The following is a 19025-nucleotide window of genomic DNA, read 5'->3' as shown; positions in this document are numbered from 1 at the left end:
AATTTTAAAGCATTGAGTTTAATACACTCCTTATATTTTCAACGCTTATTCCGGCAATTTCTTGTAATTCTTTTACAGTTCCATGTTCAATAAATTCATCAGGCACCCCAAGACGCATAATTTCACCCTTATATTTTTTAGCCGAAGCATATTCAAGCACTGCGCTACCAAAACCTCCGGCCATAGCCCCGTCTTCAACAGTAAGGATCTTTTTGTATTCTGAAAAGATCTCCTGAAGCAGAAGTTTGTCCAGGGGTTTTATAAAAATCATATCATAATGCCCAATTTTCCCTTCTTCAGATATTTTTGAAATTGCTTCGGAAACATTCTCTGTCATCTTACCAATGCTCAAAACGGCAATTTCCGAACCTTTGCGCAGGCAGTTCCCTTTCCCGATTTCCATTTGCTGAAAAGGCAATTCCCATTCCGCCGCCACACCACGCCCCCGTGGATACCTGATCGCCAAAGGATGCTTTAGCTGAAGCTGTGCCGTAAATAACAAATTTCGTAACTGGATTTCGTTGGAAGGCGCTGCGATCATCATATTGGGAATACAGCGCAGGTATGGAATATCATATAAGCCATGGTGGGTTGCACCGTCTTCCCCAACCAGGCCGGCCCGATCTATACAAAAAACCACCGGCAAATCCTGCAGGGCCACATCGTGAATTAACTGATCGTATGCCCGTTGGAGGAACGTGGAATAAACAGCACAAAAAACCGTAAAACCCTGCGTGGCCATTCCCGCTGAAAGGGTTACCGCATGTTGCTCGGCTATTCCCACATCAAAAGCCCTTTCAGGAAATGCCTGCATCATATATTTAAGGGAACTACCCGTTGGCATGGCAGGCGTAATTCCTATAATTTTCTCATTCCGCTTCGCCAGTTCAACCAGGGTAAGCCCAAATACATCCTGGTATTTTAAGGGTAAACCTTCCGTATCATAATTGAGGAGCTCTCCTGTATCCGGTTCAAATTTTCCGGGGGCATGATATTTTACCTGGTCCTCTTCCGCTTTTTTAAGGCCTTTCCCTTTTGTGGTAATAACATGTAAAAATTTAGGGCCTTCAATCGCTTTTAATTCATCAAAAACTTCCAGTAAAGCTTTCAGGTCATGTCCGTCTACCGGGCCGTAATATTTAAAATTCAGCGCTTCAATAATATTGTCCTGTGCGGGTTTATGCCCAACCCTAGCTTTGGTGAGGTATTGCTTTAACGCACCTACGCTTGGATCAATCCCTATGGCGTTATCGTTTAAAACCACCAGCAGGTTTGCTTTGGAAACCCCGGCATGGTTAAGCCCTTCAAAAGCCATCCCGCTGGCTATGGAAGCGTCACCAATCACTGCAATATGCTGTTTGTAAACCTCCCCTTTTAACCGGGAAGCAATAGCCATTCCCAGGGCCGCAGAAATTGAAGTGGAAGAATGTCCTGTTCCAAAAGTATCATAAATACTTTCCTGGCGTTTGGGAAACCCGCTTATTCCATTAAGCCTGCGGTTAGTGTCGAAAATATCCTGGCGCCCGGTTAAAATTTTATGTCCGTATGCCTGGTGGCCCACATCCCAAACCAGTAAATCTTGAGGGGTGTTAAAAGCGTAATGCAGGGCAATGGTCAACTCCACCACGCCCAGGCTGGCCCCCAGGTGTCCTTCTTTGGCAGCAACAATATCAATAATAAATTTCCGCAGTTCTGCCGCAAGCGGCTTCAGTTGGTCCTTTGGGAGTTTCCTGAGATCCCCGGGTGAATTTATTTTTTTGAGAAGATCTGCCATATGCTGCATATTTGGATATAAGCGCGTTAAAATAAGCCATACAAAAATAGGAGCAGAAATCGGATTGATAAAGTTATGGCCGGAAAAGAATATTAAAAAAGCAGCCTTTGCTATTAAGCTATAATTTTTACCTTTCCAAAAAGAAATTAAAACCCAGGGTATGCTAACTCCTCTTGATGACGAATTTTTTATGAAAAAAGCTTTGGAAGAAGCCCGCACGGCTTTTGATAAAGGGGAAATCCCTGTGGGAGTGGTGGTGGCGGTAAAAAACAAGATCATTGCGCGCGGCCATAATCTTACCGAAATTTTGAATGATGTTACCGCGCATGCCGAAATGCAGGCCATAACCGCCGCCGCCAATTATTTGGGTGGAAAATACCTGCGGGACTGCACCATGTATGTAACCCTGGAACCCTGCCAGATGTGCGCAGGTGCTTTATACTGGAGCCAGCTTTCCAAACTGGTTTATGCCGCGAACGACCTGCAACGCGGCTACCGCACTATGGGCGCACAGCTGCATCCAAAAACACAAGTAAAATCCGGAATTCTGGAAAAAGAAGCTTCAGAACTGCTGAAACGCTTTTTTGTTCAGAAACGAAATCTGAATTAACAATAAACGTTCTTCTTCATTGCAGCCATTATCTTTATATTTATTCCGAAGAAAACTGCAGGGATATAAATGCGCCGCTATGACTTTTAGACTTCTTACCCTTATTTGCCTGTACCTTTCTGTTATTTTTAGTTTTAGCAGTTGCGCTGAAAAGAAAAATCCTGAAGCAGAAAAGAAACAAAATCGTTTAGCAGAAGCCAGCAGCCCTTATCTTATAGAACATGCCGATAATCCTGTGGACTGGTATGAATGGGGCCCGGAAGCTTTAGAAAAAGCAGAAAAGGAAGACAAGCCCATTATTATAAGCATTGGTTACGCTGCCTGCCACTGGTGCCATGTAATGGAGGAAGAAACTTTTATGGATTCCTCTGTAGCCGCTGTTATGAACAAAAATTTCATCTCTATTAAAGTAGACCGGGAAGAGCGCCCGGATATTGACAATATTTATATGAATGCGGCCCAGCTGTTAAATGGCAGCGGAGGATGGCCCCTGAATGCTGTCGCGCTTCCCAATGGAAAACCCTTTTTTGCCGGCACTTACTTTTCCAACCAGGACTGGAAAAATATACTCCAGGAGATTTCCCGCGCATACAAAGAAAATAAAGCGGAGCTTACAGGAACTGCCGATGCCCTCACAAGGGGAATAAGATCTGTTAACAACCTGCAACAGCTGGAAACCAATACTTCCGTATTTTCAGAAGAAGATTATGTTGCTATAATCCAAAACTGGAAAAATGCCTGGGATCCTGAAAACGGAGGTTACCAAGGCTCCCAAAAATTCCCCCTTCCCGTTGCCTGGGACGCGCTGCTGCAGTACTATTATCTTAGCGGGGATACAGAAACCATGGAGATGCTAAAAACCACTTTAGACCATATGGCCAGGGGTGGGATCTATGACCAGCTGGGAGGTGGTTTTGCCCGTTATACCACAGATACTGACTGGCGATATCCTCATTTTGAGAAAATGCTTTATGATAACGCCCAGTTGATCAGCCTGTATTCCAACGCATATAAAATCACTAAAAAAGAAGAATATAAAAATATTGTTGAAGAAAGTATTGCATTTGTTGAGCGGGAATTGTCAAATTCTGAAGGTGGCTTTTATTCTTCTATTAATGCAGACAGTGAAGGAGAGGAAGGTAAATATTATGTATGGACTTCCGGAGAAATAAAAAATAATCTTTCACCGGCAGAAGCAAAGGTGATTTTGGATTTCTACAATTTTGAAAATTACGGCAACTGGGAAAAAGGAAAAAATATCCTGTTCCGGAGATTTTCTGAAGAAGAATTTTCTGAAAAAAATGGGCTGGATCATAATCAATTTTCTGCCACTCTCGCAAAAGCTGAAGAAAAACTGGAAAAACTGAGAGAAAAGAGAAAAAAGCCAAGCATTGATGATAAAAGCCTTACCTCCTGGAACGCTTTAATGACAGATGCTTACCTGGATGCCTATACTGCCCTTGAGAAAGAGCAATACCTGGAAAAGGCCTTGGCCACCGCTTCTTTTTTAGATAAAAACATGTGGCGCAAAGATGGCGGGTTATGGAGAAATTACAAAAATGGGAATAAAAGCATCAGGGCTTTTCTTGATGATTATGCTTTGCTTGGTCAGGCCTGCCTTAGTCTATACCAGGTAACTTTCAATTTAAAATGGCTAAAAAAAGCTGAAGCCCTTACTACCTATTCCATAGAAAAATTCCAGGACGAAAAATCCGGAATGTTCTATTTCACAGAAAAAGAAGAAGACGGGCTGGTAGTCCGCAATATGGAGCTGGAAGATTCAGTATTGCCCTCTTCCAACGCCGTAACCGCGGGTAACCTTTTAAACTTGGGCATATTGCTGGAAAACGAAGAATACCTGGAAATGAGCAGGACCATGTTATCACAAATGCAAAAGCAGCTAAAATCAGGCCCTGCTTCTTACGCAAATTGGATAAAGCTCCTCGGAAAGAACACCTATGGCTATTATGAAATTGCCATAATGGGTGAAAAAGCCGTGGAAAAAAATAAATACCTCCAGAGGGAATATTTACCTGTTGCGGTTTTTATGGGAGGGAGAGAAGAGAACCTGCCCCTGCTTAAGGGAAAACTTTCTCCTGGAGAAAACCTTATTTATGTATGCGAAAACAGGACCTGTAAGTACCCTGTACAAACTGTTAAGGAAGCTCTTGAGCTCCTACAAAAACCTGTTTTTTAAAATAAACACCTGCAACTCCAGTACTGTTTAAAAAAACACCAGTAAATTTTCTACTTCTCTGCTACATTCATGCTCAAATCTCATTATCAATAATTTATAAATCAGGTTTTAACAAGATTGAAATATTCTTATTACAAAATGATAAGATAATATTAACACACCTGCGATAAACTGCATAAATTTCATATCTATAAATTATTGTGCTATATTTAGCAATATATATATAAAGGGCTTTAAATAATTATGAATATGAAAAACAGACCACTTTGTCGGGACAAAAATCTTAAATCGGAAAGCAGATAAAAGATTCCTTAAGAAAGATTCTTTAACCAGAAAACTTAATTTTATCCAAAATTTTAAACTATAGAATTTGAATGAATATTGCCTAAAGATCAATATTGGAAATGAAAACATAAATCTATCTCGAAATCGTTGTAGCAGACCATTTCTAAACTAACCATTATTTCCTGATGATCAGGATGATTACAAAACCTGCGATATTCATTACAAAAATTCTGCATTAACCATTTTAATTAATCAAAAACCAAGGGACTAACTAAAAATTAAATTATGAACAAAAAGGTTAAAATCAATCCCACAGGCCGGTCTTCAGGGATTAAATATCTTCAGGCTGGCTTAATCATCTTCGCACTTCTGGCAGGCTTCTGTATACCCGAAGTTTATGCCTTTAAAGGACCAGGGAATTTACAGCACGAGGTAAGCGGTACCGTAATTGATGAAAATGGTTCTCCGCTTCCCGGGGTAAGTGTATTCATCCAGGGCACCTCAACCGGTGTGGCTACAGACTTTGACGGAAATTATTCTATTTCGGCAGATGATGATGCTATCCTGGTATTTAGTTACGTAGGTTTTGGCACCCAGGAAATCCCCGTTAACGGACGAGCAGTTATAGATGTTGTAATGGCTGAAGATGCTGCGGCCCTAAGTGAAGTTGTTGTTACAGGTTACAGCAGCCAGAGCACCAGGGATATTACAGGTTCTGTTTCTGTAGTGGATTCTGAAAACCTGGAAGCTGTTTCTCCTCTAAACGTAGAAGAAGCCTTACAGGGCCAAAGTTCTGGTGTTGTAGTAGGAAATCAGGGAGGTCCCGGCCAGGGAGCTGTGGTGCGTATTCGTGGTTACGGTACTATAAACGGCAACGACCCTCTTTACATTATAGATGGCACACCAACAGGAGCGGGATTAACAGATATAAATCCTAATGATATTGAGTCTATTCAGATTCTAAAAGATGCCTCCTCTGCTGCAATATATGGTAACCGTGCGGCAAACGGGGTTATTATTATAACTACTAAAGGCGGAAAGCGCGGACAAAAGGTAAGATTTAATGCTAATGCTTACGTTGGAGTAGATTTTATTCCAGACTCCGTTTTTCCTGATATGGCTTCTCCACAACAACTGGCAGACGCAATATGGGAAGCCGCTGCAAATGATGGTACAGGCTTCCCGAGCAATCAGCAATTTGGAAGCGGGCCAGAGCCTGTAATCCCAAATTACCTCTTCCCACGTGGTGCGCAAACTGCTGATGAAAGTTTGTACAGTTATCCCGATAACAGGATTACCAGGTCTAATCCTGAAGGCACGGACTGGTTTGACGAGTATTTTAATCCCGCCACCACCAAAAATTTTAATGTAAGTGCAGCCGGCGGTTCTGAAAATGCCAGCTTCTTTATGTCATTAAGCGCTTTAGACCAGGAAGGTACAGGCTACGCCACCAATTATTCCCGTTATACACTAAGGGCTAATTCCAGTTTTGATGTAACAGACAACTTCAGGGTTGGGGAGAATCTTACTCTATCGTATTCAGATCAAACAATTCCTCCGGGAGTAGATGTAAATGATGGTACCATCACCAACCTTTACAGAATTCATCCTTTAATTCCCGTGAGGGACGTAGGAGGTAATTTTGCCGGCGTATGGGTACAGGGGTTAGGTAATGCCGATAACCCCATTGCGAATGCTGCGAGAAACAAAGACAATGGTATTCTAAGTTTCAGGGCCCTGGGAAATTTTTATGGAGAGGTAGATATTCTAGAAGATCTTACCTTTAAATCTAATCTTGGTTTCGACCTGGAATCTACCAACACCACTAACTTTGCGCCTGCGATTTTAGAAGCAGAAGCCCCTACAGACAACCTTCTAACAGAAAGTTCTTCCTTCTTCAGGACCTATACCTGGTTTAATACCTTAACCTATGATAAAATCTTCGATGAGCACAGCTTTAATGTGCTGGCAGGGACAGAATATCATAAAGAATGGTTTAGGAATTTCAGCGCGAACCGAGGCGGTTTCTTGTTTGATGATGTGGAAAATATAAGGTACCTGGATTTAGGTACGCAGGCTTACTCTGGTTCTGGCAATGGGTATATATCTGCGTACTTTTCAGCTTTTGGAAAAATCGACTATAAATATAACGACACTTATTTGCTTAGTGCGACTGTACGGTACGATAGTTCTTCCCTTTTTCAGAAGGATAACAGGGACGGTGTATTCCCTTCCTTTAGTGCCGGCTGGAGAATTAGCAATGAAGCTTTTATGGAAGACTCCAATGTCTTTACAGACCTTATGCTGAAAGCCGGTTATGGAATTGTGGCTAACAACGGTAATATTTCCACCTCTGCCACAGTAAACACTTATTCTCCAAATAACGATTATTATGCCTATCCCACCAGCATAAATAGTGTTGCATCTGGTTATGGGCTGAACGCCAGGGGAAATCCAGATTTGGAATGGGAAACAACCACCACCATCAATATTGGTATTAATTCCAGGTTATTCAACACTTTAAATTTTGATTTTGAGTACTATAATGCTGATACCGAGGATATGTTATTGTTTGTTCCAAGTGATCCAACCATTTATGGATTAACAAACGGAACAACCCAAAACCTTGGAAAAATGAACAACACAGGTTTTGATGCTGCCTTATCCTATAACAGCCTGGGAGAATCAGATTTCAACTTTAACGTGGGCTTAAATGTTTCAGCTTATAAAAATGAAGTGGAATACCTAAACCCAGATAACCGGGAAACCTTTATACAGGGAGACCGTGTAAGGGACCAGCTTCCTAATAGGACTATGGCAGGACAACCGCTGGCTTCTTTTTACGGAAAAGTCTTTACCGGGATAGAAAATGGCAGGATGCAGTTCGCAAATGATGGAGAAACCACTTTTATTGGTAATCCGCATCCCGATTTTACTTACGGGCTTACCTTTAACGGAGATTATAAGAATTTCGACTTTTCATTATTGGTGCAGGGTTCACAGGGAAATGATATTTATAACTTCCTGAAATTCTTTACAGATTTCAATACTTTTCCAGGAGGAAAAAGTGTAGATTTCGTAAATTCAAACGGTCTGCCAGACTTAACCAATGATGCTGCCATAATACTGAATGAATCGGCACCTTCTTCTTACTATGTTGAAGATGGTTCTTATGCAAGATTAAAAAACATCCTTATTGGGTATTCTTTACCTGAAAGCACCGTACAGAGCATTGGTGCAGAGAAAATAAGGGTTTACATACAGGGAAAAAATTTAATTACTATTACTGATTACTCCGGACTGGATCCCGAGGTGAACCTTAGAAATGCCCCAGGCACCAATGCCAACCTTACTATTGGGCTGGACAGCGGGGTTTATCCTATAGACAGATCAGTTATACTTGGCTTAAACGTTTCATTATAAATTTTTACTATGAAAAAAATATTTGGATTATTAATGTGTACAGTACTTATATGGTCCTGTAATGATGAGTTAGATGTGCCCATTCAATCGGTAATTTCGGGCTCAGATGTACCACTAAATTCGAGGTTCATCAACACCCAGGTAATAGCCGCTTACGCTATGCTGGACGGGAACCAGGCAAATGACAACGTTTGGCGTGCAGCCGCATCTAACTGGGTTTATGGTGAAGTTGCCGCAGACAATGCGTACAAAGGAAGTGATGCCGGTGACCAATCTGAAATAACCGCATTCGAAACCTATGCCGCTGCGGCAAGAAATTCTTACGTAGACTACAAGTGGGTCTCTATTTTTGAAGGGGTTTCACGTACCAATATTGCCATAAATGCCATACAGGGCGGCCTGGAAGCCGGAACATTAACCGAGGAACAAGCCAATGAGTTTCTTGGAGAAATGAGGTTCTTAAGAGGCCATTACCATTTTGAGGCAAAGAAAATGTTTGGAAATGTTCCCTATATTGATGAAACCACCACGGAAAGCACCACCAATATGGGAGTGGATGTTTGGGCCAGAATAGAAGAAGATTTTCAATTTGCCGTAGACAACCTGGAACCTTTAAGCACAAGGGTTGGCGGAGCAAATTCCTGGAATGCTAAAGCTTATCTTGCAAAAGCCCATATGTACCAGTTAGATTATGATGCTGCTAAACCTCTCCTGGAGGATATTATTAATAACGGCCCTTATGCATTGAACACCTATTTTCATGATAACTTTAATGCAGAAACCAATAACAGTGTAGAATCGGTTTTTGCCGTGCAAAATGCCGTTAACGATGGTAGTAACAACAGTAGTAATGCTGCGTGGGGGGAAGTTCTGAATTTTCCCAACGGAAGTCCTATAGGTGGTGGATGTTGTGGATTCATGCAGCCTTCACATAACCTTGTTAACGCGTATAAAACAGATGCATCTGGATTGCCTTTGTTAGATACCTTTAATGAATCCAATATTAATAACGTAGACCCACAGGACGATTCCCCGAGTGGCTTTGCTGATGATGAGACTTTTGTTGAGGAGCCTGGAAACCTGGACCCAAGGTTAGACTGGACCGTGGGAAGAAAAGGAATTCCTTTTTTGGGCTGGGGTGATTTTCCTGGTTTGGCATGGATAAGGGATCCTGCCAACGGGGGGCCATACGTTTCAAAAAAGATCGTATATAGCGCAGACCAGGCTGGTTCTGTAAACTCCCTTACAGGATGGAACACCGCCATAAACTCCATCAATACAAATATTATCCGTTATGCCGAAATTCTTCTATGGCGTGCAGAAATTGCCGCTGCAGAAGGAGACCTTACCATGGCAGCCAATCTGGTAGACCAGGTAAGAGCGCGGGCCGCAAATCCGGATACCTGGGTTATGGACGACGATGGTACACCGGCTGCAAATTATGAGATCAGCTTATATTCTGAAAACGGAGGTTTCCCAGACCAGGAATTTGCAGAAAAAGCCGTGATGTTCGAATACAGGTTAGAAACAGCATTAGAAGGCCACAGGTTTTTTGATCTGGTACGCAGGGGAAAAGCAGAAGAAGTTTTGAATGAGTATCTTGACGAGAATGATACCCGTTCTTATCTTCAGGGTGCCTCGTACAGCCCTACAGCAGCTGTTTTCCCTATTCCACAACCTGCCATAGATCTAAGTGGCGGTGTACTGGAACAGAATCCAGGATACTAAAACAGAAGTCTACAAAGATAATTAGCCAACGGAGTTTATTTACATAAGCTCTGTTGGCTTTTAAAAAATCTACTGAATTAATTCCCACGCTCATGCCCTGCAGAATAAAAATTCTTTTAGCGATTCTGGCCTTTGGTTGCGTACAATCTTCCTGTTCAGATAAAAAAAGGGGAGAACCCACGCAATTTCAAAAACTCGATCGGGATCAAACAGGTATTTCTTTCAAGAACTCTATTAAGGAGAATGACAGCCTTAATTTTTTTACATATTCTTACATATACCTTGGTGGTGGTCTCGCAGCAGGGGATATTAATAACGATGGCCTTACCGACTTATTTTTTACCGGCAATATGGTGCCCAATAAACTTTACCTTAATACAGGCAACCTTAGCTTTAAAGATATTACTGAAGAGGCCGGAGTGGCGGGGGACAAAAGATGGTTCACAGGAGTTACCATGGCCGATGTAAACAATGATGGCTTTCTGGATATCTACTGTTCTGTTGGTGGAATGGATAAACCCCAAAAAAATATTCTATACATTAATAATACAGACGGCACTTTTACAGATAAAGCAGCCGAGTATGGAGTTGATGATGAAGGCAACAGTATACAGGCTACCTTTTTTGACTATGACCTGGACGGGGACCTGGATCTTTATGTGGCAAATTACCCGCCTACGGCTTTTAGTGCCAATAACGCATTTTATAAATTTAAAACAGAAAACGTAAAAGACATTGAAACAGATCATTTATACAGAAATGATGGCGGGCATTTCACTAATGTCACCGATGCATCCGGATTAAGGTCTTTTGGCCTAACCCTGAGTGCAACCGTTGGCGATCTTAATGAAGATGGCTGGCCAGACCTTTATGTTTCCAATGATTTTAGTACGCCTGATTATCTTTACCTTAACAACCAGGACGGCACTTTTAAAGAAGTGGTGAAAGATGCCACCCGACAAACATCTTTCTACGGAATGGGTGCTGATATTGGGGACTACAACAATGATGGCTTCCTGGATATTCTACAGGTAGATATGGCCCCAAAAAACAACCGCAGGGCCAAGTCCAATATGTCCAGTATGAACCCAAATATTTTCTGGAGCACTGTTAACAGCGGGTTCCACTACCAATATATGCAGAATACCCTGCAAACCCATTCGGGGGTGATAAACAAGAATATCCCCCAATATAACAATACTTCCCGCCTGGCGGGTTTATCTTCTACAGACTGGAGCTGGGGGCCACTTTTTGCCGATTTTGACAATGACGGTCTCAAAGACGTTTTTGTTTCCAACGGCACCAGAAGGGAAATCAACAACCGCGATTTCTTCAATAAACTGGCGCAAGATCCTAATAAAAGAGACAGTCTGCTTCAAAAAAACCTGGCCATTCCTTCAGAAAAAATAGATAATTTTATTTTTCGGAATAAAGGGGACCTCACTTTTGAAAGGACAAACGAAAAATGGGGAATATCCTTCAAAGGCTTTTCAAATGGTTCTGTTTACGTGGACCTGGATAATGATGGTGACCTTGAAATCGTCACCAACAATATAGATGATTATGCTTCCGTATTTAAAAACAACAATATCAACAAAAATAACTACCTGGATTTTCAGCTGAAGGGACCGCAAAAAAACCTGAATGGTCTAGGAACGAGAATTTATGTGACTACCTCTAAAGACACCCAAATGCAGGAACTTACACTTACCCGCGGTTTCCAGTCTTCCATAGCTCCTAAACTTCATTTTGGGGTTGGAAAAGAAGACAGAGTACAGGAAGTCAAGGTGATCTGGCCCGATAAAAAAACGCAAATTCTTAAGGAAGTACCGGTAAATAAACTCATGGAGCTTGATTATACCAATTCAACTATTGCAGAAAATAAGAACCTGAAGAAAGAGCCTCCATTATTTACAACCGTTTCTGCCGATTCCCTCGGGCTACATCATAAACACATAGAAAATTTATACAACGACTTCGATAAAGAAATTCTTCTGCCACACAAGACATCCATGTTTGGGCCGGCACTTGCCGTTGGGGACCTTAACGGGGACGGGCTGGACGATATGTATATTGGCGGAGCATCCGGTTACACGGCAGGTATTTATTTTCAGAATAAAAATGGTTTTGAAAAGCAAAATTTTCCAGATATCACCAAGGACAAAAAATATGAAGATTTAGGGGCACTTATATTTGATGCAGACAATGACGGGGATAAAGATCTGTACGTGGTGAGCGGTGGAAATGAATTCCACAAAGATTCTGAAAGATTACAGGACCGGCTTTATGTTAACGAGAACGGGCAATTCAAGAAATCTCTTACTGCCCTGCCCCGAATGATCACCAGCGGATCACGGGTTTATGCCGAAGATTTCGATAAAGATGGGGACATAGACCTGTTTGTTGGTGGCAGGCTGGTACCAGGCAACTATCCCGCCCCTGCTGATAGTTATTTACTTGAAAACAAATCCAGCAAAGGCATTCCTAAATTTGAAAATATCACCGATGCAGCAGCTCCGGGCTTCAAAAAATTGGGCCTGGTAACCAGTGCCAGCTGGACAGATTTTGATGGTGATGGGTGGACAGATCTTATTATTGCCGGGGAATGGATGCCATTAAAAGTCTTTAAAAACCAGGAGGGAAAATTTACTGATATAACACGGCAAATGGGCCTGGAAGAAACCACTGGATGGTGGTTTAGCCTTAAAGCTGGTGATTTTGACCAGGATGGTGACATGGATTTTATTGCGGGAAACCTCGGCCTAAATTATAAATACCAGGCGAAAGAAAAAGAAACTTTCGACATCTACTTCTACGACTTCGATAACAATAATGAGAAAGACATTGTATTAAGTTATTTTAATGACGGGGAGAAATTCCCGGTAAGGGGCAGGGAATGTTCCTCTCAGCAAATGCCAGGCATAAAATATAAGTTTAAGAATTACCAGTCCTTTTCAGAAGCAACTCTTGAAGATATTTATACTGAAGAGTACTTAGAAGATGCGTTACATTACCAGGTAAAATCTTTCGCAAGCCTGTATATTGAGAATTCAGAAGGTGGTTTTAAATTACATAAATTACCTGTGGAAGCACAGGTCTCCAGCATTAATCAGGTACTTATAGAAGATTTTGATTATGATGGCTATCCTGATGCGTTAATTGCAGGAAACCTCTATAGTTCAGAAATTGAGACTCCCCGCGCAGATGCCGGGATTGGATTATTTCTTAAAGGAAATGGAAAAGGAGGCTTTAATCCTGTCCCTGCCAGAAATAGCGGCTTTTTTGTACCGGGAGACGTAAAAGACATGGCAATGCTTAACACTCCCATAGGAAGATTTGTAGTAGCTGCAAAAAATAATGATTCTATTCAGATAATAAAATTGAATAAAAAGCAAAACACTCTTCTCACTTCAGGGAAAGAAGAACGCAAAAAGAACCTGAAAAATCAGGATGCCATAACTCAGAATATTCAGTTTTTGAGCAATTAAATCCGTTAAAAACCCCAACTGAAAAAGAAAAATTTTAAAAATAAGATTAAATTCTGAAGTTTTTATTAGAAGAACCAAAACCAATATTATGATACATAGAAGAACATTTCTCAAACAATCCGGCCTTGCCATTGCGGCCACCACTCTTTTGCCCGGCAATATCTTTGCCAGCACGGTTAAACAAAAAGTGGGATTGCAGCTATATTCCATGCGGGAATCCCTTCCTCAGGATGTAAAAGGAACCCTTGAAAAAATAGCAAAAGTGGGCTTTAAAGAAGTTGAAACTTACGGCTATTCCAAGGAAAATGCTTTTTGGGGCACCAGTCTTAAAGAATTTAAAAAGATACTTGATGACAACGGACTAGCCACCCCCAGCGGGCATTATGGAATGGATCCCTACCTGAAGGAAAACGGTGCAAAAGACGAACTTATGATGGCCATAGACGCGGCCAATACCCTGGAACAAAAATATGTTATCATTCCTTACCTTTCTGAAGGATTAAGGAACAACTACGGCAGGCTTGCCGATAAATTGAATGAAGCCGGAGAAGTTTGTAAAAAAGCAGGTTTAAAACTAGCCTATCACAACCATGATTTTGAATTCGACAAATTTGATGGGGAAACAGCATATGAAATAATGCTAAGAAACACAGAAAAAGACCTTGTATCTTTTGAAATGGATATTTATTGGGTGGTAAGAGCAGGAACAGATCCTGTAGCTTTAATTGAAAAATATCCCGGCAGGTTTCCACTATGGCATGTTAAAGACATGAGCAAAACCAATCCTGAATTAAATACCGAGATTGGAAATGGCTCTATAGATTACAACAAGATCTTTGATTATCAGAAAAAATCAGGGGCAAAACACCTTATCCTGGAGCAGGAAAATTTTGAAATAGAGCCCTATAAAAGCTTGGATGAAAGTTATAATTATATTCAACAGGAGCTATTAGGTTAGATTTAAACCGGCTATAAGAAAGAGTTTCTATTGCTGAAGCTAAAACAAAATAAACTTTAGCAATAGAAAGCCTTTCTTCCGCTTCCCGGCATTCTAACCAACGCGCACGGCATTTCAGCTACTTTGATATGATAATTATTTCTGCGGAAAAATTTCTTACCAGCTCTCCTCTTCTATTGCGTTACAAGTACCCAGTCCACTAAAACCTTTGCTTTTCCATCCTTAATAAGCTTTACCGTGGATTCAGGGATTCCCGGATATGGCTCCTCCACACCATTGGTTTTTTCGGGATAGGCACCTCCCAAAGCCAGGTTTAAGATCAGGTATTTAGGATTATCAAAAGCCCAGTTTCCGTAATGCTCTATCATCTCCCTTGTTGCCCTATAGACCAATCTACCGTCAACCTTAAAATTTAATCCCTGAGGACTCCAGTCAACAGAATATACATGCCACCCGGTCACATCCTGCCCTTCGGGAAAGTAATATTTATTTACCAGCGGCGTCTCTCCCGAGTAACCTGGGCCGTGCAGTGCCACTCCAATCCAGTCGGTTTCGCCCACGTATTCCATGATGTCAATTTCACCTGTGTCCGGCCAGTTTCCACCCCCAAGTGCCCAGAAGGCGGGCCAAAAACCTGAACCTGCAGGCAATTTCATCCTGGCAGCCGCAGTACCATAAGTAAACATTACTTTATCCCTGGTATTGATCCTTCCGGAGATAAAATCGAAATTTTTACCATTAATAGTTCCAGAATTTGGGGCATAAAGGGCCTTTAAAATTAAAGCGCCATTTTTTGCACCTCCCGCTTCTTCTCCCTTCGCCATATAAATAGTAGCGGAAGAATCTATATACATCTGTTGCTCATTATTAACATGAAAATCGGAGCCCACGATGTTCCATTTTTTATGATCAAGTTCCGCATCAGAAAAATCCTCAAAAAACAGGGTATCTGTATCTTTTTGAACATTCTCATATATGGGTTGAGCCTGTAGCATTTCGGCGGCTAACAAAGCCGTGATCAAAAATAAAATCTGTAGATAAATATTACGCATGTTTCATAGGTTTAGAATTACGTATTCACTGGAAAAACAGTCGAAATCTTAAAGGACTATAACTGGCAGTTTGATTTCAAATTACCCAAAGTGCTATAAAAAACCTCCCAAAAGATTACTCCTGCAAGGTTTTTTTTAACCTTGTAGGTGGTTATAGCACTAAAAATACACCTACAGGGTTTTTAAACCCTGCAGGACTTTCCATTTAATCCAGTAATAGTTTTGTGACAAGACTGATAGTTAAAAAGGATTAAACTTTTCCGGAACTTCAGCTTTACAGTTCTGTCACTTTTATATAATCCACATAATATTTCTGCGGAAAAATGGAATCGTCTACTTCCGGGCCGCCAAAATTGCCACCCACAGCCATATTGATCAGGAAATAAAATGGTTTTCTGAAAGGATAATGTTCCTCATCATATTCGTCCGGTACAAAATTGTAAACGGAATTACCATCTACAAAAAATTCCATATTCTCAGCAGTCCAGATAACTTTAAAAATATGGTATCCTTCTTCTATATTGTTGATATTCGTCTTTTTTGAGCTGGCATTTTCCCCGTGATGCGCGGGATAATGCAGCGTGGTATACACCGTATTCGGCTCGCGGCCCACATATTCCATAATATCTATTTCTCCGGAAGCAGGCCACCCAACCTCAGCAATATCATGCCCCAGCATCCATAATGCCGGCCAGATTCCCTGCCCCGTTGCTACTTTTGCCCTAACTTCAATTTCACCATACTGAAACTCCACTTTGTCTTTGGAATTTATCTTTCCGGAATAATATTTATTGTCTTTTTTCACGGCTTCTATCACCAGTTTCCCATCTTCCACCGTCACATACTGTCGATCGTAAATTTGCCGCTCGTTATTTCCCCAACCACAAAGATTCGGGCAGCCGTCGCCTTCTTCATAGCTCCAGTTTTTCATATTAAGCTCATTTCCATCAAAATGTTCTTCAAAAATTACTTTTTGGGCATTTACTGAAAATGTAAATAATGTCAGTATCAAAGCTGCTAACCAAAATTCACTGTTTTTCATCATAATTACTTTTATTTAAACCTCAATCATAATATCTCCAAATAATGTTAAACCCGCGTAAGGGATAGAAGCAACTACCCCGCCTCGCCGAAGGCAGGCGTGTAGTGCGCATAGCCCGGCCGAAGGCTACGCCATAAAAATACAGGCCATTATTGATTCAGAGTAAATCCTGCTTTTTTGAGATATTTTGAATTTCCGCCGATGAAAACATTGAAATCCCCGGCTTCAGATTGCCATTTTTTATTTGCACTGTAAAACTCCAGCATCTTTTCGTTAATGCTGAATTCCACAATTTTAGACTCTCCAGGAGCAAGTTCGATCATTTTAAAGCCTTTAAGCTCCTTTACAGGGCGTGCTTTACTGGCCACAATATCCTGCAGGTACAGCTGCACCACTTCCTTCCCGGCACGTTTACCCGAATTTGTTACAGAAATGCTTGCTGTAATTTGCCCATTTTCGCCCATCTCTTCGGAAGATAGCTGCAAAACGCCATATTCAAAAGTGGTGTAGCTCAAGCCGTAGCCAAATGGATACAGCGCTTCCTTGCCAACATCGGTATAACTTGAAAAAGTCACGTGCTGTTCACTGTACGGCCTGCCCGTGCTCTGCTGATTGTAATACAGCGGCTCCTGCCCCACTGCCTTGGGAAAAGACACGGGAAGTTTTCCGGAAGGATTGTATTTCCCGAATAAAACATCGGCAATAGCATTACCACTTTCAGATCCCAGCTGCCAGGCTTCGACAATTGCAGGAATATTTTCGGCAGCCCAGGAAATCTCCATCGGCCGACCGTTAATTAGCACCAAAGCAATGTTCTTATTCACCTTATAAATCTCCTGCAGCAATTCCTGCTGAAGCCCTGCCAGGCCAATTTTCGCCTGACTCCTTCCTTCTCCCGCCTGAAAAGCGTCTTCCCCCAAAACCATAATAACCAAATCTGCTTTTTTGGCTTTTTCTATAGCTTCAGCAAAACCAGAACGATCGGTTTTATTAATTTCAAGCGGCATTAAAAAACTTCTTTCCCCCATGCCCAGTTTGGCACCTTCAGCATAAGTGATATTAACATTTTTTCCAGCCGCAGCTTTTATTCCTTCCACTACTGAAACTGCGGAATTGGGTTCTGCCTGTGCTCTCCAGTTTCCGATAGGCGAATCTTTATCGTTTGCCAAAGGACCGATAATCGCAATATTTTTAACCGAAGTTTTTATGGGAAGAACGTTATTTTCATTTTTTAAAAGCACAATGGATTTCCTGGCAATATCACGCGCCACTTCACGATGCTCTTTATAAGAAATCTCTTTAGCCAAATCCGAATCGGTATAGCGATAAGGATCCTCAAAAAGGCCCATTTTGAACTTTACGCGAAGAATTCTCTTTACAGCTTCATTGATAAGGCTTTCGTCAATCCTGCCTTCCTGCACCAATTCCATCAGGCTGGATTCGTACGCGCCACCTTCCATATCCATATCACTACCGGCTTTTATTGCGATTTCTGCAGCCTGTTTTTTATCTCTGGCAAAACCATGATAGATCATTTCGGTAATCGAGCCCCAGTCAGAAACCACAAATCCGTCCCAGTTCCAATCGCCTTTCAGGATATCGCGCTGCAGCATTTTATTTCCGGTTGCGGGCGTTCCATCTATGGTATTAAAGGAATTCATAAAAGTTGCCACCCCTGCATCTGCCGCAGCTTTAAAAGGAGGTAAAATCATATTATGAAGTTCATATTCCCCTATATTAACCGTATTGTAATCGCGGCCGGCTTCCGCAAAACCGTAACCGGCAAAGTGTTTGGCAGTCGCCGCTATAGTGGTGCTGTCGGCAAGATCATCTCCCTGATAACCTTTTACTTTTGCAACCGCAACAAGAGAAGTGAGGTAAGGATCTTCACCCGAGCCTTCCATAATCCTTCCCCAACGGGCATCGCGGGAAACGTCTATCATAGGTGAAAATGTCCAGTTTACACCATCGGCCACAGATTCAATTGCGGCAATCCGCGCAGATTTTTCCATGGCATCCAAATCCCAGCTCGCGGTTTCCCCCAGCGGAACAGGAAACATGGTTTTATAACCATGGATCACATCGTAACCAAACATCAGCGGGATTTTGATCCTGGAATTTTCCATCACCAGCTTTTGCGCTTCCCTTGTAGCATCTACAGAAAGCACATTAAGCATGGAACCTACCAAACCCTTTTTTAGTCTTTCTTCCTTCTGTTTATTCCCCATTTCTGAAGCCGGTCCTGTTAAATCCCAACTCCCGTTGTACTGCACAAGTTGGCCGATTTTTTCTTCCAGCGTCATCATAAAAAGAATGGAATCTACCTTGGATTCTACATTTTTTACGGAGCTTGGGATTTTTGAGTCCTGGGCAAAACCAGCAAGCTGAACGAACAGCAGCAAGACAAGAAATATGCTATTTTTCTTCATATTTGATTAATAAAAAGCCTGTTTAAAATTTTATGCAAC

General features: G+C 41.7%; 10 protein-coding genes. 6 read left to right on the top strand and 4 right to left on the bottom strand.

What is annotated here, in order from left to right:
• Positions 1–4 precede the first annotated feature (4 nt).
• Complete coding sequence (locus RM553_RS05310; protein WP_311533921.1) at positions 5–1774, bottom strand: 1-deoxy-D-xylulose-5-phosphate synthase; 1770 nt, start codon at positions 1772–1774, stop codon at positions 5–7.
• Between the two features lie 160 nt (positions 1775–1934).
• On the opposite strand from RM553_RS05310, the gene RM553_RS05305 reads away from it, so the two are divergent.
• From RM553_RS05305 to RM553_RS05280, 6 genes are all read left to right on the top strand, one after another.
• The gene (locus RM553_RS05305; protein WP_311533920.1) at positions 1935–2384 is read left to right on the top strand and encodes a nucleoside deaminase; all 450 of its coding nucleotides are present in this window, start codon (positions 1935–1937) and stop codon (positions 2382–2384) included.
• Between the two features lie 79 nt (positions 2385–2463).
• The gene (locus RM553_RS05300; RefSeq protein WP_311533919.1) at positions 2464–4581 is read left to right on the top strand and encodes a thioredoxin domain-containing protein; all 2118 of its coding nucleotides are present in this window, start codon (positions 2464–2466) and stop codon (positions 4579–4581) included.
• 570 nt (positions 4582–5151) lie between these two features.
• Positions 5152–8289, top strand: coding sequence for a SusC/RagA family TonB-linked outer membrane protein (locus RM553_RS05295; protein ID WP_311533918.1), 3138 nt, complete (start codon positions 5152–5154; stop codon positions 8287–8289).
• A 9-nt stretch (positions 8290–8298) separates the two neighbouring features.
• Positions 8299–10017 (top strand): RagB/SusD family nutrient uptake outer membrane protein, encoded by a 1719-nt coding sequence (locus tag RM553_RS05290; RefSeq protein ID WP_311533917.1) that lies wholly within the window; start codon positions 8299–8301, stop codon positions 10015–10017.
• Between the two features lie 92 nt (positions 10018–10109).
• Positions 10110–13505 (top strand): VCBS repeat-containing protein, encoded by a 3396-nt coding sequence (locus RM553_RS05285; protein WP_311533916.1) that lies wholly within the window; start codon positions 10110–10112, stop codon positions 13503–13505.
• An 88-nt stretch (positions 13506–13593) separates the two neighbouring features.
• Complete coding sequence (locus RM553_RS05280; RefSeq protein ID WP_311533915.1) at positions 13594–14463, top strand: sugar phosphate isomerase/epimerase family protein; 870 nt, start codon at positions 13594–13596, stop codon at positions 14461–14463.
• A 173-nt stretch (positions 14464–14636) separates the two neighbouring features.
• On the opposite strand, the gene RM553_RS05275 is transcribed toward RM553_RS05280, so the two are convergent.
• The 3 genes from RM553_RS05275 to bglX all read right to left on the bottom strand — a co-directional run bounded on the left by RM553_RS05275 (position 14637) and on the right by bglX (position 18986).
• Positions 14637–15515, bottom strand: coding sequence for a glycoside hydrolase family 16 protein (locus RM553_RS05275; protein WP_311533914.1), 879 nt, complete (start codon positions 15513–15515; stop codon positions 14637–14639).
• A 274-nt stretch (positions 15516–15789) separates the two neighbouring features.
• The gene (locus tag RM553_RS05270; RefSeq protein ID WP_311533913.1) at positions 15790–16560 is read right to left on the bottom strand and encodes a glycoside hydrolase family 16 protein; all 771 of its coding nucleotides are present in this window, start codon (positions 16558–16560) and stop codon (positions 15790–15792) included.
• A gap of 146 nt (positions 16561–16706) precedes the next feature.
• Complete coding sequence (gene bglX, locus RM553_RS05265; RefSeq protein WP_311533912.1) at positions 16707–18986, bottom strand: beta-glucosidase BglX; 2280 nt, start codon at positions 18984–18986, stop codon at positions 16707–16709.
• Between the last annotated feature and the right edge of the window lie 39 nt (positions 18987–19025).

Source organism: Autumnicola tepida (assembly GCF_031846485.1).
Classification (GTDB): domain Bacteria; phylum Bacteroidota; class Bacteroidia; order Flavobacteriales; family Flavobacteriaceae; genus Autumnicola; species Autumnicola tepida.
Note: the sequence above shows the minus strand (reverse complement) of the source record. Positions and strands in the feature narration are given on the sequence as shown.